General features: G+C 43.9%; 16 protein-coding genes. 11 read left to right on the top strand and 5 right to left on the bottom strand.

Annotated elements, in window-relative coordinates:
* Positions 1-53: 53 nt before the first annotated feature.
* On the bottom strand, positions 54-1,694 hold the full coding sequence (locus CKK33_RS15035; protein ID WP_143822971.1) for a LuxR family transcriptional regulator: 1,641 nt from the start codon (positions 1,692-1,694) through the stop codon (positions 54-56).
* Positions 1,695-2,180: 486 nt separating this feature from the next.
* Here CKK33_RS15035 and CKK33_RS15030 point away from each other — a divergent pair, with 486 nt between their 5' ends.
* From CKK33_RS15030 to CKK33_RS14985, 10 genes are all read left to right on the top strand, one after another.
* The gene (locus tag CKK33_RS15030; RefSeq protein ID WP_095704894.1) at positions 2,181-2,531 is read left to right on the top strand and encodes an import component protein; all 351 of its coding nucleotides are present in this window, start codon (positions 2,181-2,183) and stop codon (positions 2,529-2,531) included.
* Positions 2,532-2,650: 119 nt separating this feature from the next.
* Positions 2,651-3,157 carry a hypothetical protein gene (locus tag CKK33_RS15025; RefSeq protein ID WP_095704893.1) on the top strand — a complete coding sequence of 169 codons (507 nt, stop codon included), beginning with the start codon at positions 2,651-2,653 and terminating at the stop codon, positions 3,155-3,157.
* A complete protein-coding gene (locus tag CKK33_RS15020) occupies positions 3,154-4,584 on the top strand; it encodes an ankyrin repeat domain-containing protein (RefSeq protein WP_095704892.1) in 1,431 nt (476 codons plus the stop codon). Before CKK33_RS15025 ends, CKK33_RS15020 begins: the two co-directional genes overlap by 4 nt.
* 10 nt (positions 4,585-4,594) lie before the next feature.
* Entirely contained in the window at positions 4,595-5,572 is a 978-nt protein-coding gene (locus CKK33_RS15015; RefSeq protein WP_095704891.1) for an ankyrin repeat domain-containing protein, read from the top strand.
* 34 nt (positions 5,573-5,606) lie between these two features.
* Positions 5,607-6,116, top strand: coding sequence for a type VI secretion system tube protein TssD (gene tssD / locus CKK33_RS15010; protein ID WP_095704890.1), 510 nt, complete (start codon positions 5,607-5,609; stop codon positions 6,114-6,116).
* Between the two features lie 610 nt (positions 6,117-6,726).
* Positions 6,727-7,404: a response regulator transcription factor gene (locus CKK33_RS15005; RefSeq protein ID WP_095704889.1), complete on the top strand. Its 678-nt coding sequence runs from the start codon at positions 6,727-6,729 to the stop codon at positions 7,402-7,404.
* Position 7,405: 1 nt separating this feature from the next.
* Positions 7,406-8,749, top strand: a complete 1,344-nt coding sequence (locus CKK33_RS15000; protein ID WP_095704888.1) for a HAMP domain-containing sensor histidine kinase — start codon at positions 7,406-7,408, stop codon at positions 8,747-8,749.
* Between the two features lie 200 nt (positions 8,750-8,949).
* On the top strand, positions 8,950-10,206 hold the full coding sequence (locus tag CKK33_RS14995) for a TolC family protein (RefSeq protein ID WP_158223451.1): 1,257 nt from the start codon (positions 8,950-8,952) through the stop codon (positions 10,204-10,206).
* A gap of 20 nt (positions 10,207-10,226) precedes the next feature.
* Positions 10,227-11,324: an efflux RND transporter periplasmic adaptor subunit gene (locus tag CKK33_RS14990; RefSeq protein WP_095704886.1), complete on the top strand. Its 1,098-nt coding sequence runs from the start codon at positions 10,227-10,229 to the stop codon at positions 11,322-11,324.
* A 25-nt stretch (positions 11,325-11,349) separates the two neighbouring features.
* Positions 11,350-14,502, top strand: a complete 3,153-nt coding sequence (locus CKK33_RS14985) for an efflux RND transporter permease subunit (RefSeq protein ID WP_095704885.1) — start codon at positions 11,350-11,352, stop codon at positions 14,500-14,502.
* A 198-nt stretch (positions 14,503-14,700) separates the two neighbouring features.
* Here CKK33_RS14985 and CKK33_RS14980 read toward each other — a convergent pair whose 3' ends face one another.
* The 4 genes from CKK33_RS14980 to CKK33_RS14965 all read right to left on the bottom strand — a co-directional run bounded on the left by CKK33_RS14980 (position 14,701) and on the right by CKK33_RS14965 (position 19,041).
* Entirely contained in the window at positions 14,701-16,152 is a 1,452-nt protein-coding gene (locus CKK33_RS14980; RefSeq protein WP_095705872.1) for a TolC family protein, read from the bottom strand.
* A 7-nt stretch (positions 16,153-16,159) separates the two neighbouring features.
* Entirely contained in the window at positions 16,160-17,530 is a 1,371-nt protein-coding gene (locus CKK33_RS14975) for an HlyD family secretion protein (protein ID WP_095704884.1), read from the bottom strand.
* Positions 17,523-18,524, bottom strand: coding sequence for an ABC transporter transmembrane domain-containing protein (locus CKK33_RS14970; protein WP_095704883.1), 1,002 nt, complete (start codon positions 18,522-18,524; stop codon positions 17,523-17,525). Before CKK33_RS14970 ends, CKK33_RS14975 begins: the two co-directional genes overlap by 8 nt.
* A gap of 172 nt (positions 18,525-18,696) precedes the next feature.
* Positions 18,697-19,041, bottom strand: coding sequence for a hypothetical protein (locus CKK33_RS14965; protein ID WP_143822970.1), 345 nt, complete (start codon positions 19,039-19,041; stop codon positions 18,697-18,699).
* 461 nt (positions 19,042-19,502) lie between these two features.
* On the opposite strand from CKK33_RS14965, the gene CKK33_RS14960 reads away from it, so the two are divergent.
* Positions 19,503-19,943, top strand: a complete 441-nt coding sequence (locus CKK33_RS14960; RefSeq protein ID WP_233138229.1) for a ubiquinol-cytochrome c reductase iron-sulfur subunit — start codon at positions 19,503-19,505, stop codon at positions 19,941-19,943.

Below are 19,943 nucleotides of genomic sequence, written 5' to 3'. Positions count from 1 at the left end.
TGTACATGTATTTTTATCCTACAACTTATCAGATAGTAGTAGATAATGATATGTTAGTGTATATCGCGAATCACCTGATCAAGGTTCTCATCCCTATCCAACCCTAATTTTTGCTTTAACCGGTAACGCGCCATTCGTATACTTTTAGGTTCTACGCCAAGCCGCCCGGCTATCTCCTTATTATCAAAGCCCATCAATATATAGGCGCAATGCTTGAGGTCTAACCTGGTAAGTGTATTGCCGGCTCTCTCCTGTAAAGAATTAAAAAATGAGGGGTGGATATTACTTAACGCCTGTTGCTCATCAAGGTTTTTATCCATTCGCAGGTTTTGGTTAATAATACGCCCTATTTGCCGGGCATCATTTGATTTTTGCTTTAACAGTTCCAGTATCGCGTTCTTTTCCTCTATTTTTAGCGTGCCAGCCAATAGCTCCTTTTCCAGCCACTCGGCTCGGTCTTGCAACAGAGCTTGCTGTGCTTCTGCGCGTGTACGTTCCTCTTCGCGCAAATTAGCCTGCAGTTCCGCCTCTTGCTTTTCTAACCGTAACCTTTGTGCTTCCGCCTGCTGCAGCTCTGCTATCAGGCTCATTTCTTCGTTTTCCTGGTCGGCTATTTGTTTTTGCTGTTCAGATGCTTTTAGCTTGTAATGATAAGAACTCAACAAGAGCCCAAGCAACAATATGCTTATTGATCCTATGGCAATGTACAGCCAGTTAAGGCGTTTATTATAACTATCGCGTTCGCGTAGCCGGGCAATTTCATTATCCCGCTGGGCGGCATGGTACTCTTCTTCTAATTGCTGCACGGTGGCCAGTTTTTGAGCGTCAAAAACTTTACTGTAATAGGCTATGTACTGTTTATAATAGTTGAGGGCTTTTTGTTTATCGCCCTGCTGCTCGGCCACGTTAGCCAGCCCAAGCATTAATCTTGACCGGGTAATATCAACTGCCGGGGCAGCGTTTTCCAACTCGCTGATGCCTGTTAGCAGGTATTGCTCAGCGGCTTTGTAATTCTTTTGCCTTAATGCATATTCGCTAAGCATGCCATAGCAGTTGGCTATTATTTCCCTTCCGTTGGTTTTACGGCCAATATTTAAGGCGATGTTGATATAATGCTGCGCACTGTCTTTATAACTTGAAGGATAGTATTTGAAATAAGCGTTAGCTGTATTCAATGCACAGAGCGAAGCATTGCTTTGCAAAAATATCTTATCGTGGTTACGCAGATAAAAGTTCATGGAAAGGCGGTAATAACGCATGCTGGAGTCCAGTAATGCATGGTGTTGCTTATTATGCTCAAAGGCCGAAAAAAAGCTATGTGCGATGGTGTTATAGCCTATCTGGATATCATCCGGTACGCCGCTTTTCTTTGCCATAGAAAGGCATGTTACCGCATAGCGATGTTGTTTAAGCGTATCGCTGCCGTAGGCATACATACTGGAGATGTAATGATTAGCAAGGGTACGATAACTGTAAGCCCTTTTTTCATTTATATTCTCTAACATGCTGTCGGCCTTTAATAAGCCGGCCATTGCCTTTTCGTTGTTATTTCTCACTAATTCCAGCCAGCCTTTTCTTAGCCAGGCAAAAGCGGCGAGTGTTTTATCGGTGCTTTTATGTGCGCAACTTACAGCGCTGTCTATGTACAAGGCCGCCCGTTTTTCCTGGCCCTTTTGCATATATAGATGACCCATAGTAGCATAGCAGAAAGCTTTTACGCCAGCCTTTCCGGTTGCTTTAGCGAGTACAACTGCACGTAAACCGTTTTTTACGGCATCATCCGCATTCTTTTCAAGTGTTGCACGTGCAAGTTCAGCTATTGCTACGGGCTTTTCAATAGCTGAGGCGCTATTAATTACCCGGTTAAGGGAATCTATAACAGTTGATTGCGCGCAAACATTAGCTGCATGAAAAATGCTAAATAAGCAGAGAAGATGAAATACGTTTTTTTTAAAAGCATAATGTTCAGGTAGTTGCTATCATTAGTAGAGTTATATGAGCCATATATTAACTAATAATTATACCTGTAACATAGAAAGTTAACGAATTGTTGTAGATGATTTGTAGACGTTTGGCGTAACGCGTGTAGACAGCTTGTAGTTGCTGCTTTTTTGGGTTACAGAAACGACCCTGCTACTTTTGGGTTAACATCTTATCGTTTAACCTTAAAAGTAAAAACTATGTCAAACAAAGGAATGGCCGTAGTGGCCTACATTACCATCATCGGATGGGTAGTATCGTATCTGGAGTTTAAAAAACGCGATGAAAAAAGCGCATTGGTTAACTATCACTTAGGCCAATCAATCGGCCTTATTCTGTCGTCTTTCGTGCTGGGTATTGTGCTATCCATTGTGGTAGCCATTGTGCCATCACTTTATTTTATAGGCTATATACTAAGCGCGGCTACGTTGATTCTATTACTGTTAGGAATTGTAACCGCCAATAATGGTATAATGAAACCATTGCCACTGGTAGGGAAATTTTTCGAAGGCCGTTTCAACTTCGCTAACGGCGTTGACATCAGGTCGTAAAGAACTCACCGGCACTCTTTAATTATTGAACCTAACCTTTTCCAAACCCGGTACCGCTGCCTGTTTCAGGTAGCGGTTACCTTGTGGTAAACCTGAAAAGTAACTCTCAAACAAGTATTATGTTGTTAGGCTCAAACCAGGCGGTACAAAACCGTTCAAGCACCGCTGTACAGGATTTTATAGAACAGCTTATCGGCAGGTCGCAATACGCCGAGGCATATGCTTTGTTAATACAGGAGCCGGCCGATCAAACCGTCACACAGTATAACCTGGCGCTATGCTTTTACACAGCGGGTTATTTTAATGAGGCCCTTATGTGCCTGGATAAAGCGCAGGCATACCTGCCTGTAAACCAAAATAATAAAAATGCAATAAACAACGGGTTTTACAAGGCCCTGCTCGATAATCAAAACCAGTTGAACAATCATTTTTTTGCCATAACAGACAAACACCTGCAATTACTGCCACAAAAAGTGACCGATGGTATTATCCGGCTAAAAACAGACTGCTGGATGCAACTGGGAAACTATGCTAAAATATTAGAAACCGCTACCCCTATAGCCTACAAACAGTATCGCAATGTAACGGAAGCTTTGGCGGTAGCTAAAAAGCACTTGAACCAATGAATACAGAATATAATCAAATAAAAGACGCCTATCTGCGAAATCTTTTTGCCGATGATAAAGCTAAAACAGATGTGTTGGCTTTGTATAGGGCGTTAACCAATTTAAATATTCAGGGAGAATATGATGAAACGCTCTATCATTTGGCCGCAAGATATGCTGATGCTGAAGCGATACGGTTTTTGAAAGAAAAAGGCTTGCGCCCTGTTGCGGATAAGTATGGAAATACGGCTTTTCACGCGCTCGCCTCGGCTAAGTTCGACTTAAACCATACAGATGTACAGGCTAAGCGGATACATGATACCACTAAGGCCTTGTTAGATGCCGGTATCAACCCGAAAAAGAAAAATGACGCCGGCAAAATAGCTTATGTTGATGCTGGACTGTTGTATATGTATCCTATGCTTGACGCGCTTGGCGATGCCGGCATTAAAATGGATGCCACCGATAGTGAAGGTAAAAATCTACTTCATTCCATCTGCGAAAAAATGGCACACCGCAAAGATATACCCGGCGCTGTGGATGCCGCGGCCAAAACAATAAAAGTACTGGTTGAAAAGGGCGGCATTGATGTGGCGGATAAAGATATTTTTGGTACCACCCCTATAACTTACGCGCAACGCAGCGGAGTTAAGGAACTTGCTGCCATACTATCCGGCGAAGAGGGAGATGCCCTTACCGGTGGGATGACTATCCATGAGGCTGTGCTAAACCGTGATACGGAAGCGCTGAAGAAAATTATTGAAAATGGAGCGGATTTAGACGAATTATCAGACCAATACCGCCGTACGCCATTGATGCTGGCTTGTGAATACCCCTCGAAGCCGCTTGTTGATCTGCTCATTGAAGCCGGCGCTAATGTTAATTATCGCACGGGTACAGGCGAAACAGCTGTTTATATTTTGCTAACCAAAGCCATCAGCAATTTTGGCAGGGGCATGAGTACCGACCTTAAAGATGTGGTTAAAATACTCAGGGAACTTATTGATCATGACCTGGAAATTGATGCAGGTATCACTAACGAAGGTGATACGGCCATTAACGTGATATGCCAGGCCGGTTACCTTGCTGATCTGAATAGCCTGTTGGCCGAAGAGCTGATCGAAGCAGGTTGCGATATAAACAAGCCTAACCAATACGGTAAAACCCCGTTGATGTCATTCGCCCAGCGGGGAAACGAACAGAAGTATGGAATAGCCGAGTTACTGTTGGATAATAATGCTGATACCACCAATGTAGATAATGCAGGCAATACAGCACTGATATATGCTGCCGGCAACCCCGATCAGATGTCAGCAAAGAAACTGGTATCGCTCATACTGGATAAGGATACATCAACTATGGAAAAAGTAAATAATGCCGGCCAAACCGCTATGGACGTTGCCATACAGCATGGTAACGAGGCGGTATTGAAACAAATGCTGGCGTAAATAAATAACTATGGATAACATGTTTTTAAACGCGTGTAAAAACGCGCAGAAAAGTATAGTACAGGTGTTTCTTAAGAAAGGGGGCATCAATGTAAACAAACGCGATGAGTTGGGTAATACGCCTTTGTATTATCTTTGCTTAAAAAGTGCCAAAGACATTGCCAAGCTGCTGATTGATAATGGGGCTGATGTGAATTTAGCCAATAACTTAAGCGAAGTGCCATTACATGGTGCAGCCCGTACAGGCAGCAAGGAGTTAATAAAACTGCTTACAGAAGCCGGTGCCGATGTAAACACGGCGAACAACTCAGGACAAACCCCCATATTTTACGCGGTACTTGCAGGGAAAACTGAAACCGCTTTATACTTATTGGAGCTTGGGGCCGATGCTACCGTAAAAGATAACGGGGGCTACACTTTGTTAGACCATGCTACCGCAAACGGTATGCGCGACCTGGTTGCGGCGTTGTCTGACGGGACCGAGACCGGCAAAAAAGACGACCATGGCAATACACCTTTGCACCAGGCGGTTTATAACAACCAGGTGGAAACGGTAACATCATTATTGCGAAACGGCAGTGTTAACATCAATGAGGTGAATAACCAGGGCGTGAGCGCGCTGATACTGGCAATAAACAATTCTAATGTTCACCTGACTGAACAATTGATAAAAAATGGCGCCGATGTAAATCTGCATGTGCTTAATGGTAATTCGGCTTTGCATTATGCAGCCGGTATGGGCAGCCTGCATTTAGGTAAAATACTTATTGAAGCCGGAGCCGATGTTAATTCGCGCAACAGCTTTAGCGAAACGCCATTGATCGTAGCAGCCCAATGCGGGTTTAACGATTTTACTGCCCTGTTGATAGAAAAAGGCGCTGACGTTACCGCGGTAGATAACAACGGCAAAAGCGCTATGGACTTTGCCGGTGAGCGTGGCTATACAGAAATTTTAGAGCAATTATTAATGGCCGGCTCAGATAAATAGTTACTTATGGTTTAACCCGTTAAAAAATGACCAAATGAAAAAGATATTTTTTTTGATACTATGCAGCGCTGTGTTTGCAGTATCCCAAACCCGGGCACAAACCGAGGAGAAGCGAAACAAGGTGATACTGACCGTTGTAGATGCCGGTAAAACCATTGTTACCGAGCTTAATTCGGTAAACCTGGCCTTTAACCGGTATGAAAACGAATTGGAAGAACCCGCTGCAAGTAACGATTCCTCGGGAGTAAAGGCGGCCGATAAAACAGCCCGTCCAGGCGGCGTTTGTTACCTCACGCTTGAGGCTAAGGCGCTCAGTGCTGAAATGCTTAGGGTAGTGGCTAAAGCGAAAACTAAATTTGAAGGAACCATTACGGTTACCGACCCGTCCACACAAAAAACGCTAAAGACACTGCGGTTTAAAAAGGGTATGTTATCGTCCTATTCTGATCAGTTCTCTGCTGTCAATTATGGCGACACTTATGCTTCATCGATCCTTTCTATCAGTTGCCGCGATTTAAATATAGACGGGATCAAACTTCAATAAACGGCTAAGTGGTCTTTACAAGTGTTCCGGATCCGTTCCGTTTATAGTTTCCAAAAGCGTTCCGCACGGAACGCTTTTTTAATTATGTAAAGTGTTGTAAATAAGTTATGTATAATTCCCAATAGGGATTGCTGCCAAAATATTGTCAGTGATAAAAATCTGTATTTCAGTGTGTTCCGTTTGTCTCGCTTTTGTATTATCCTGAGCGGAACGGATGGAAAAATAAGCACAAGCTACCGTATGGCTGGCGATGCTAACCGGATAGGTACGGCATTGTTTCTACAGGCCAACTTTAAAAAAATTCTAATCATATAGTTTTTGCCCGGCAATACCGGATAAGCCAATAAATGTTCACGGCTATTGTATAGGGTATTTATAAGGTTGATGTTGTTAAATTTTTTATAAAATATTTGTTTTCAGCTTGTTAAGATATTTTTTTCAGATTGTAGATATACGTTTTGGTACAACGCACCTCCGTTAAGGCTGCAAAATTTCTTCTGAAAACCACAAGCCGCTAAAAACCACGAGATTAAAGTTCAATTAAAATTGCGTTAAGCAGCACGGTATGAAAAAGCTGTGCTCTAATTTTGTCCTCATAATTGCCGTTCATATGAATATTTTATTAGTTGAGGACGAGGCTAAAGTGTCAGCCTTTATCAAACGCGGGTTAGAGGAGCAGTCGTACAATGTCATTTCAGCCTATGATGGCAAAATGGGTGTCAGGCTGGCTCTGGAAAACGATTTCCAGTTAGTGATACTGGACGGTATACTCCCCGAGGTAAATGGTTTTGATGTATGCAAGCAAATAAGGCAATTTAAAAGGGAACTGCCCATATTAATGCTCAGCGCATTAGGTACGGTTAAAGATAAAGTACTGGGACTCGAAAATGGCGCCGATGATTACCTTACCAAACCCTTCCACTTTGAGGAATTGCTGGCCCGGGTGCGTGCATTGGATCGCCGGAGGCAAAACATACTCCCGGGTACCGTTTATCGTGTAGCCGACCTCGAAATAGACAGCTTTAAGAAAACGGTAACACGTGGCGATAAACTCATTATGCTTACGGTAAAGGAGTATACATTGCTGGAAACACTGGTGTATAATAAAAACAGGGTACTGTCACGCACTTACATAGCCGAATCTGTATGGGGTATAAATTTCGATCGCGGTACCAACCTTATTGACGTATATATCAATTACCTGCGTGCTAAAATTGATAAAGGCCATAGTCAGCAACTTATCCAAACCGTTGTAGGTATGGGTTATATGATATCAGACCAAACCTGAAGTGAAGTTTAAAGAAAAGTTATCCTTACAACTAACGCTTACCCTTGCCGTACTGCTGCTTGTAGTAATGGTGGCCATTTATTTATTTACAGCAAGGTACCGCACAAGATCTTTCTACGAAAAACTCGACGAAAGGGCTATTACTACCGCGCAGTTTTATCTGGCGGAGGATAACTTATCAAAAGATAACTTCCAGAGTGTAGTAAAAAAATACCCGCAATCATTAAACCGGGAGGTGATCAGGATCTACACCGACCAGTTTGTTCCCCAATTTATTTCTGAAGGCAGTGTTAAATGGCCTAAATCCGTATTACAGGCAGTAATTGCTAAAAAGAAGGTCCATTTAAAAGATGGTAACCGCTACACTACGGGTATTTATTATGTGGATAATTCGGGCAACTTCATTATCATGATCACCGCTGCCGACGAGGCGGGGTACCGTTACCTGGGCGATCTGCGCCTGATGATGGTAGCCTCGTTTCTGATATTGCTGATGATTAACTACTTACTGGGCAGGGTGTTTTCAAAAATGGCATTGGAGCCTATTGTGGATATTACCAATAACCTCAAAAGGGTAAGAGCCTCCAACCTTGACCAGCGCTTGTTTGTATCGCCCCCCAAACACGACGAGATAGACAACCTTTCATTAACCATTAATCAGTTACTGGAACACCTGCAGCAGTCATTTGAAGGGCAGCAGAGGTTTATCGCTAATGCCTCGCATGAGTTGCGTACACCTATCACCACTATTATGGGCGAGGCCGAAGTGGCGCTCATTAGCCGTCGTACAGAGGAACAATATCGCGATGTGCTTACTGTAGTAGTTAAAGAAGCCGACAGGTTGAGCATGATCATCCAAAGCCTGATGGAACTGATACAAACCACCGCAATGCCATCGGGCTTTCAGGATGTTGATCTATATAAACTTTTGCTGGATATAGCTGGCGACTACGAGCGCGACAAAGTAAAGATTGAACATCTCTCGACAGATGAAAGCGATACAAACATGGTGATTAACGGTAACGTACAGCTATTGTACATGGCCATAAATAACGTGATCAAAAATGGCCTGAAATTCTCTGCCGGCCAGCCTGTTAAATGTTTGCTTTATCACGATGTGGAGGGCATCCATCTGCAAATAAGTGATAAAGGCATAGGTATAGCAGAGAAAGATATCGCCAATCTATTTCAGCCGTTTTACCGGGCTAATAACGCGCTTGGTTATGATGGCTTCGGCATCGGGCTATCCCTTACCGATAAGATTATCAAACTGCATAATGGTACTATCAGTATCCATTCCATACTGGGGCAGGGTACTACTTTCCATATCACTTTCGCTGTTTAGGACAATTTTTACATTGATTTCCGCTTATTTTAGCAATCTCATCTTCATTTTAACCGGATTAGCTTTTTTTTAATCAACTTCTAATTCGCCTCTAATGCCAATTTAAGGGCCGCCTAATAAGGCCGGGGTACCTTTGTACCAAATACACTATACCATATATGCTTCGTAAGTTAATGTTAGCGACAAGGGTATCCGGCATCATGGCTTTGATCATTTGGAGTGCCGCAAATACGTTCGCTCAAACAGCTGCAACAGATACTTTAAAGATAAACATGCAGCAGGCCGAGGAGCGCTTCCTCAAAAATAACCTCGATCTTATTGTTCAGCGTTACAATATTGATGAGGCGCAGGCGGGCATCATTACCGCAAAACTGTTTGATAACCCCGAATTCAGTTTTGGCAACGTACTATATAACCCTAACACAAAAAAGTTTTTTGATGTAAGCAGAAACGGGGGAGAGTATACCGCGCAATTATCTCAACTATTCCTTACTGCCGGCAAGCGAAATAAAAACATTCAGCTGGCAAAAATTACAGCACAGCAGGCCCAGTATCAGTTTTACGACTTGATGCGCACGTTGAAGTTTACACTGCATAGTGATTTTTATAAGATATACTTTCAGGAGCAATCAGCACAGGTTTACCGCCTGGAAATTACCTCATTAAGCAACACGCTTAAAGTATTTAAGCAGCAGTATACTAAAGGCAATATCGCGCTTAAAGAGGTGCTACGCATACAGTCTGAACTATACTCTTTATTATCAGAGCAAAATGATCTGCTTGAGCAGATCGATGACACGCAAAGTGAGTTTAAACTGCTTATACGCGCCCCGGCCGGTGCTTATGTTGTAGCCGATGGCGTAGCTGTTGCAAAAGACAGTGATATCGTTCGCAATACCCCTTACCAGCATCTGCTGGACTCTGCATACACGAACCGGAGCGATCTTAAGATCGCCCGGTCGGTTGTAGACTATAATAACGTTAATCTTAAGTTGCAAAAGGCCATGGCCGTACCTGATGTAACCGTACAACTTGCTTACGATAAGCAGGGGGGATATGTACGCGATTACACCAGTGCCGGCCTCGCTTTTTCATTGCCTTTTTTTAACCGTAACCAGGGGGCCATTAAGCAGGCGCGTTTAGCTATTGATGAGAGTAAGGCACAGCTGCAGAGCCAGCAGGATGGTATTGAAAGCGATGTGGCCAACAACTACCGCAGCGCCTTGCGTTACGAAACGCTTTACGCGAATTATGACCCTAAGTTCAAAGATGATTTTACGCGATTGATAGGTGAAGTGTACAAGAATTACGAGAAACACAACATCAGCCTGCTGGAGTTCCTGGATTTTTATGACTCATTTAAAACCAATACGCTGCAGTACAACAACCTGCAATTGGGCAGGGTAACTTCATTAGAGCAGCTCAATTTTGTTACAGGCACCACTTTCTTTAAATAATATAACTCTCTCCAATAACCATGATAAAGTTAAAATTTCCGCTGTTGCTTATTACAGGTATTGCCGGGTTTGCCATGCTGCAAGCCTGCAGTTCCGGCGAAAAGGATACCGATGAGCGCCAGCCCTATACCGTTTCAGACTCGCTTTTTCGTACGCTCAGCATTGACACAGTAAAGCAGAAAATTGTAACCAATGCCATAAAGTTGAATGGAATGGTTGATTATAATGCCGAAAAAACGGTAACTGTTTTCCCGCTGGTAACCGGTAATGTGCAGGGGGTAAACATCGCCGTTGGCGATTTTGTAAAGGCGGGGCAAGTGCTGGCCGTAGTAAAAAGTGCCGAGGTTGCTAATTTTAACGCCGCGCTGGTAGCCGCCCAAGCTACTGTGCGCCAAACAGCAAGGCAGCTGGCCCAGCAAAAGGACTTGTATAAAAGTGGTTTAGCCTCCGAAGTGGATATCACCAACGCCGAAACCGCTTATGACCAGGCAGTGGCCGCACAGGTAGCTGCGCAAAAGGTATTGAGTATAAACGGTAATAACCGCCAGGGCGAATACATGATCAAAGCGCCGGTAAGTGGTTTCATTGTGCAAATGAACCTTGCCAGCGGTATGGCTATTCGTAGCGATAACAATACCGGCCTTCTTACCATTGCCGATCTTAATAACGTATGGGTACAAGCCAACGTTTATGAGCAAAATATCAGTAAGGTACACCAGGGCGATTCGGTTACCGTAACCACGGCATCATACCCGGATAAAATATTTAACGGCCGTGTGGATAAGCTGATGGATGTACTGGATGCCAATACAAAGGCCATGAAGATGCGAATAGTGCTATCAAACCCTGATTATTTGCTGAAGCCCCAGATGTTTGCCACCGTTACCCTAAGCGACAGGGAAAAGCGCCAGGCACCTGCCATATCTTCAAAGGCCCTTGTGTTTGATAACAGCCAGTACTACGTGCTGGTGTTGAAAGACAAAAAGGATATACAGATACGCCCTGTTACTTTACTAAGTAATAACGGGCAAACGGCCTATATCGCATCGGGTTTGCAAACCGGCGAACGCGTGATCGCGTCAAACGTTTTGCTTATTTATGGCTCACTGAACAATTAGCGGAAAGCGCTTAAAACAAACCGACATGATTAAATTTTTGAAAGCGATCATTGGATTTTCGCTGAAAAATAAATACCTCATCATCACCCTGGGCGGGGTGCTGATACTTACAGGGATATATACTTTTACCCAAATGCCTATTGAGGCATTCCCGGATGTTACTAATACCGAGATAGTGGTAATTACCCAATGGCCCGGCCAAAGCGCCGAGGAGGTAGAGAAACTGGTTACCATACCTATTGAGATTGCGCTTAACCCGGTTCAGAAAAAAATAAGCCTGCGTTCCTCAACTATATTCGGCCTTAGCTATGTAAAGGTAATTTTTGATGATAACGTGAAGGATGCCGAGGCCCGGCAGCAGGTGATGTTCCTGCTTAACAACGCCAACTTGCCTAATGGCGTTAGCCCATCGGTACAGCCGCCTACGGGCCCAACCGGCGAAATATTCAGATACACGCTTCAAAGCACTTTTAGGGATGTGCGTGAACTTAAGACCATACAGGATTGGGTGATAGACCGCCGCCTGCGTGCCATTCCCGGTATTGCGGACGTGAACAGCTTTGGCGGTAAAACCAAAACTTTCGAGATAACAGTTGACCCGGGCCGCATAGCTACATTTGGCCTAACCCCGCTGGACGTTTTTACAGCCATACAAAAAACCAATATTAACGTTGGCGGCGATATGATCGTACAGAACAACCAAGCCTTTGCTGTGAGGGGCATTGGTTTACTGCGCGATATTAACCAGATACGCAACATTGTAATAAGTAATAATAATGGTGTGCCGCTGCTGGTGAGTGATGTGGCCACGGTTTCCATATCCAACCTGCCCCGGTTAGGCTGGGTAGGCCGTACTACCGCCACGAAGGATAAAGACGGTAAACGAACAGTGCATGACGAGGACGATGTGGTAGAAGCCATCATTGTGATGCGTAAAGGCGAGAATCCTTCTGATGTGGTAAAAGCGCTTAAAGCGGAGGTAAAAAAGCTTAACGATGATGTTTTGCCGCCCGATACCAAAATTGTGCCTTACTACGACCGGTCTGACCTGATAGGTTACGCTACCCATACCGTACTGCATAACCTGATAGAGGGTATATTATTGGTTACCTTGCTGGTGTCTGTGTTCATGTTCAACTGGCGTACCACGCTTATTGTATCCATCATTATCCCGATGGCTTTATTGTTCGCCTTTATATGTCTGCACATGATGGGTATGTCTGCCAACCTGTTGTCATTAGGCGCGGTAGATTTTGGTATCATCATAGACGGGGCTGTGGTAATGGTTGAGGGCATGTTTGTGATACTCGACCATAAGGCTATTGAACTGGGTATGGATCGCTTTAACAAAATTGCAAAAGGCGGCCTCATTAAAAACCAAGGCGCGCAGTTGGGTAAGGCTATATTTTTTGCAAAGCTCATCATCATCACCGGGTTGCTCCCCATCTTTGCCTTCCAGAAGGTGGAGGGTAAGCTCTTTTCGCCGTTGGCTTACACCCTTGGCTTTGCGTTACTCGGCGCGCTTATCACCACGCTTACGCTCGTTCCGGTGCTCATTAGTATGTTGCTTAAAAAGGATGTACATGAAAAGCACAACCCATTTGTTCATAAGCTCACCAGTGTAATGCTGTTTGGCTTTATTAAGGCTTTCCGCTATAAAAAGACGGTAGTTACCGTAGCTTTAATAGCCATGGTCCTGGGTTTACTATCCTTTAAGTTTCTCGGTAGTGAGTTTTTACCTGAATTAGACGAAGGGTCGATATGGTTACGTGTACAATTGCCTTATAGCATATCGCTTGATAAATCTGTAGCCACTGCCAGGCAGGTGCGTAAGATATTAATGAAATACCCGCAGGTAAAATGTGTTGCTTCGCAAACAGGGCGGCCTGATAACGGTACCGACGTAGCCGGTTTTTATAACAATGAGTTTGACGTATTGATGTACCCCGAGGAAGATTGGCATCCCAAAGTATCAAAGGAAGAACTGATCGCGCAAATGAATAAAAGTCTTTCAGTTTTGCCTGGTGCGGAACTCAACTTTTCGCAGCCTATTAGTGATAACGTGGAAGAAGCAGTATCGGGCGTTAAGGGCTCAATTGTGGTAAAAGTTTATGGCGACTCGCTCAATTATATGGAAGGTAAAACCCATGAGGTGTATAACGTACTGAAAAAAGTGAAGGGGATAACCGACCTTGGTGTGTTAAAAAGCATTGGCTTGCCTGAATTGGATATCACGCTCGATCAGCAAAAGATGGCTCAATATGGCGTTTCTACCTCAGATGCCAACTCGGTTATCGCTATGGCGATAGGTGGTGAGGCGGCGTCAACTTTGTACGAGGGCATAAAGACGTTTGATATCAGGGTGCGTTTCCCTGAATCGTTCAGGCAAACACCAGACCAGATCGGTAACCTGATGGTGCCTACGCAAAGCGGCAGTAAAGTGCCAATAAGAGAGGTGGCTAACATCACACAGAAAACCGGGCCGTGCCTTATTTTTAGAGATGGTAATGAGCGTTTTGCTACCCTGAAGTTTTCCGTTCGCGGGCGTGATATGGGTAGTACTATAAAAGAAGCTCAGGAAAAAGTGAAGGCCGCTGTGTCAGTTAAACATGGCTACCGGTTGGCATGGCAAGGTGATTTTGAGAACCAGCAACGTGCTGAAAAGCGTTTGGCACAAGTGGTTCCTATTAGTTTGGCGCTTATCTTCCTGTTACTGTTTATCATGTTCGGCAATTTTAAGGATGCCGCGCTGATATTCCTCAACGTGCCTTTCGCTATCGTAGGAGGTATTATGGCACTGTTTATCACGGGTACCAATTTTAGTATATCAGCTGGTATAGGTTTTATAGCGCTGTTTGGTATTTGTATACAGGATGGGGTATTGTTAATTACCATTTTTAAACAGAACCTCGAAAAGTTTGAGGGGCAGCAGCAATCGCTCTACAATGCCATGAAACTGGGTGTTAATTCGCGTATACGCCCCGTAATGATGACCGCACTGATGGCAGCTATAGGCTTGTTCCCGGCGGCTATATCTCACGGTATTGGTTCCGAAAGTTCAAGGCCGCTGGCACGTGTGGTAATAGGAGGAATACTCTGCGCAATGCTATTTAGCCTTTGGGTGTTCCCGCTCATATTTGGATGGGCTTACCGTAAAAAAGATCCAACTACGAGGTAGTGTTAATATAAAGATTGTTTTTTGGGGTTCTATTGGTTATAATGCGACAAGGCACACTTTAATAGTGTGCTTTTGTCGTTTTTATGATCGTATAAACGGACGATAAAGAACGAAAAAATGATCGTTGATGAATTGCAGTAAAAATTAAAGCCTCATACCATTACAGTATGAGGCTTAAGGGTGTTAGTTTATTGTTTTTTAATTTGTTTGCGATTGCCTGGTGCCTGCTTTATAGTATAGCTCCGCAAGGCTTTTCTGATAGCCGGCTACAATGCTTTCCCGCTTAATCTTCATGTCAATCAGTTTGCTTTCGCGGCTATTGATAAGGAATAGCGTGCTTTCGCCAAGCTCAAATTTTTGCAGTTCGCCTTTTAGCAGCAATTGCTGATTGGTGATACTCTGTATCTGGATATTTAGCTGCGCTTTGTAAGCGTTAAGGCTATTATACGCGGTACGTACATTGTTATTGATCTCACGGCCCGATTGCTGCAAGTCGTAATCCAATTGTTGCTGTTTTATCTTAACTTCTTTGAGTTTACCTCTTTCGGCACGCAGGAATAACGGGAAAGCGAATTCAATGCCCACCTTATAATTACGCCAGTTAAAATCATAATAATCGGGCACATAAGAATTAAAATCTCTGCGCGATGATATCAACGCGCCGCTGATATTAATCTTGGGTTTTAGTTGCTCCTGCCGGTAACGCCTCTCAATATCCAGTTGTGTGCCTTTTGCCCTCAGTTTAACTAATTCCGGATGGCTGTTAGCCTGCCCCAGCAGTGTATCCAACGCGAGGGTGCTTGGTAAAGTAATTTTCTCACTCACGGTTTGAGGTACTGCATTCCGGGGGAGTTCCAATGGCGAACCCTGCTCGTTCCATAAGTGGTTGGAAAGTACCAGCAAGGTGTTTTGCAGCTCAATGGCACTTTTGGCCAGTTGTATTTCCCTGTCCTGTACGGTTATGCTGGCCTCAACCGAGTCTATGGGCGGTTTGTCGCCCACCAGTGTTTGGTTCCTTACTGCTGTAAAACGTGTGCGTGCAAGGTCAAGCCCTTCTTTAACCAGCGTATATTCCCGGTAAGCATAGTACCAGTTCCAGTAGTCCTTAACGGCGGTGTACCAAACCGTGTTAATTTGCTTTACTTTATCCGCCTCGGCATAGCTTACCATAGCTTTAGCCTGCCATAAAGTGCTCCTGCGGGCATCAATCAATAAGCCCTGACCCAAAGGTATACTTAGGCCAACAGCGGTAAGTCCGTCTGTACCTGTACGGGTTTCTGGGTTGGTGTAAGTACCCACAAAGCGGTCGTAGCCAATTTTAAGATCGGCGCCGGCTACGTAAAGCGGTATCTTAAGTTCGTTGCTCCAATTATTGTAATATTCGGTATTGCCAAACAACTTACGCCCGAACGAAGCCTTCAGCGCAGGATCAAAATAACCTAACGACTGTAATACATTGGCTTTTGCCGCCTCGCTCAACAAGGCTGCCTGTTTAACAATGGGGTGGTTCTTAAATACGATACCTTCAAGGTCATCAAGAGAAAATACCTTCCCGGTATCAGCCGCCGCCGGTTTATTTTGGGCAAGCGTGGCTGTTACAGGCCATAAAAGCACGATAAGTATACCGGTTAAAAAACTTTTCAATCTCATACTTCCGTTATCCTTTCTTACCATCCGTGATCTTTTCAGCAGGCTCTTTCTCCAGGCTTGGAGGGAAACCGTTCAGTTGCCGCCATATCTCGTACCAAAGTGGAACGGAACGGAGGATGATACGGCCATATACGCCTGATCCTTGCCTTAACTGCACCGGCCATGGTTCGTCTTTTTTAGGAAGCGGGTCGGCCGGTCTTATCAGCACGCGGTATTTACCACCGCTGCTGCTTACGCGGTCAATAGCCCAAACTTTTCCGGCAAACGTACCTATGGCTACTGAAGGCCAGCCAGAGAACTGCACCGAAGGCCAACCTTCAAATTGCAGGCGTACATCGCTGGTATCTAATATCAATGGTACATCCATCGCGTTTACATATAGTTCGGCTGCTATTTTAGGGTGCAGCGGCTGCAGCGTTACGATAGATTCGCCCTCTTTAATGTTTTCGCCAATACCTGCTTTCAGCGTTTTTACCACAAAACCATCCTGTGGTGCACGCACCACATACAAGTTACGGCGTACGGCGATGTTAGATATATCGTTGCGTAATTTCGCGATTTCGCCCTGTGTAGTTGCTCTGCCGGAAATAGCCGAACCCAAGTCTGACTGTGCCTTAGCCAGTGATTCCTGGTATTTGGCCCGAATGTTATCCAGCTCAATACGGGCGTTTATAAGCGCCTGCCTTGAGTTACTGAGTTTGTTTTGCTGTACAATTACCTTGGCATTGTCTTCCTGCAGTTTTAGCCTGCGGCTTTCAATATCTGTAAGGGAGAACAAACCATTACGGTAACCAGCCTCATAGCGCGCTAAACGTGCCTTAGAGGTTTCGTAAAAATTTTTAATGGCAACCAGGTCGGCACTGTCTATCTTAACATAGTTTACAGCCTGGTCCACTTTGTTTTCAGCCGCGGCTAACTGGTAGCGTAATCCGTTACTAAGCGCTTTTATTTGTGCATTAGTAGCATTTATTTTTTGTAGGGAGGCCTGTTCGCTGTTCCTTTTAGCCTCCAACTGCTCATTAAGGCGCTGTGGCAACTCGGGGTCAAAGTATGATTGGCTGGTTTCCGAAAGTACCAGTATGGTATCGCCTTTTTTAACTTCCTGCCCATCGCGTACAGCCCAGCGTTCAATACGGCCACCTATCTGGTTTTGTATGGTTTGCGGCCTGTCTTCAGGGCGAAGCGCCGTTACCGTACCCCGGCCCGAAATGGTTTGCCGCCAGGGCAGAAAAAGGATAATAACAAACAGTATAAGGCAAATGGTCATGATACGGCCAAGGATACGTGCCCGTTTGGAATCCAGCAGTTCTCCTTTTGATTGTACTGCCAGGTCTTCCATGTGCTGGTTATGCAGCCCGTTTTTCGAAAGTTTACCCATGTTGCACTTCCTCCTCTAATTCCAGGTCGGTTACTACCGCCAGCTTTTCGCTGCCGGTTACCATATCAAAAACAGTGTTCATGTTGGTTAATAGTTTTTCTACAGCATAGCTGATCTGCACAATGATCACCTCTGCTGCCACAAATTGTCCAAAGGTCATTTCGCGCTCTACCACAAAGAAAGAGCCCATGAGCAATAAGGCGCCCATTAAAATAGTACGCAAGGTTACCGAACTCATTAAAAATTTCCTCAGTACGCTAAAGTGATCATTACGGGCCGACAGGTATTTAGCGGTAATGTGATCTGTAGTGTTTACAATCTCGTTCATTTTATCCGGTTGACCACGGTAATTGTCCAGGTCGCCTGCAACTTCTTCAAGATGTGCCACCAGTTCATATTTATGTCCTGATTCATCAAGGCTGGTTTCAACCCCTTGCTTATAATAGAATAGAATAATTAGTACGATAGCGATGATAGCGAATAAGCCTACGGCCATGAACACCGGATGATAGAAAGATAGTAGTATCGCACTAAAGAAGATCTGTACAGCTGCCGCAACAATATCAATCAGCAACTTAGTTAGCCCTTTTTGAATGGTAAGTACATCAAAAAAACGGTTTACCAATTCTGGCGGATTCTCTCCTTCAAGTTCTTTCTTTTTTATACGTGGCAGCCTGTAAGCAAACTCCATAGCCGACTTGGCGAAAATTTTCTGCTCCAGAAACTCAACCAGCGTAAATTGTGCTATTAACAGTGTACCGCCTATAACCACACCAATTAGCACTACCGCTATTAATATGTAAGTAGAACTATACATGGCACCATTGGAAAGCAGGTTAAAAACCGCTGTAGTACCTAAGGGTAGGGTAAGTCCTATAAGGCCAATGAGTATAGCGTAAACAAAAATATAATTTATAGTATCTCGTTCGTAATGCAGTATCCGCACCAGTCTCTGCCAGGGGGTAATAGCATCAACATGTTTTGTTTTTTTCATAAAAACAGATAAAAGTTAAAGTAGGTGATTATTAAATTTTTTAACCGCTCACACAGGCGCTGTGAAAATTGAAAGTATACACAAACAGCGCTTGCTTTAACTATAAATCAGTGTAAATGTTTTATGCTATTATACAGAGTTTTATAGAATTTTAGAACGGCTTAATAAGAGATTATGCCAGGTTGGGCGGGGGCGTAAGTACTACGCGTAGCGGCTCGGTAAAAATACTGAAGCTATATACGTCCCAGTGTACAGATGCCGCGGTTACCCAGGTAAAAGACGGAAACAGATCGGTACTTCCAAAACATGAATATAGCTTTTTAGTACTCTTTTCAAAAGAGTCTTCGCCGGTGCAATGGTGGTTGTCATCAGTACTGTTTTCTACAGAAACCGCCTTGCTAAAAGCAAAATAATGATCAATAAAAAGATCGCAGGATTTTACCGCGAGTACTGTTATCAGCAGTAGTCCCAATATCCCTTTAACAGGCGTTCTTCTTAAAAAATTAATTATTCGCATCGGGGCAAATATAACCATTAATGATGCCAATGAGTGGGGAAAAGTCTTATAAAAGGTTGGAATTGATAAAAAATTGACTGTTTTTATACAAAAATTTAAAATAAGCAGTTACTTTATTAGAAAGTTATTAGAAACTATTAAGAACGTACTAATTTTCTATTATTGAGTGATGAAATTCATCAAAATGATTATTCTGTTGGCGCGCTATTGTGCATTTTTCGGTACCAGGTATATAAGTAAAAAATATCCAGGTGTAAAGGAAACTTAACCGGAATTTTTGGAGCAATAGACCTCATAAAATAAGCGCAGGAGCTACTGATCATAGAAGTGTTAAAATCTGTTAAAAGAACCTTTAAAAGGGGAATTTCATATTTAATACAGAATTGACGTTTAAACTTGTATTGCTGGTGCGGCACTTACAAATAGTTGTATTTGCAATAATAAAACAGTCGCGGTTTGATATGGAAGTAAAAAAAACAATGGACAGGAAGGAGTTCTTCTCAGCCATAGGCGCAGGTGCGGTAGCTTTATCGGTATTGAGTTGTATTGGCTGCAGTAAAGGTTCTGGTAATGGGCCTTCGTCCTCGGCGCCTGCCAATGTAGATTTTACACTTGATTTGAGCGCGTCGGCTAATGCGGCATTGGGCACTAATGGCGGTTACCTGGTTTCAAATGGTGTTTTAGTAGCACGTACCACAACCGGCGCTTATATAGCAGTGCAACAATCCTGCACACATGAAAGCTACCCTTTAGTTTACCAGTCCGGTAACCATCAGTTTTATTGCAACAACCACGGCGCCACATTTACTGAAAACGGTACGGTAACCAGCGGCCCAACCAACAGATCTTTAACAGTATACAATACTACGGTTACCGGTACATCGTTAAGGGTTTATTCATAA

Origin of the sequence: Mucilaginibacter sp. MD40 (assembly GCF_002288635.1) — a bacterium.
Lineage (GTDB): Bacteria > Bacteroidota > Bacteroidia > Sphingobacteriales > Sphingobacteriaceae > Mucilaginibacter.
Note: the sequence above shows the minus strand (reverse complement) of the source record. Positions and strands in the feature narration are given on the sequence as shown.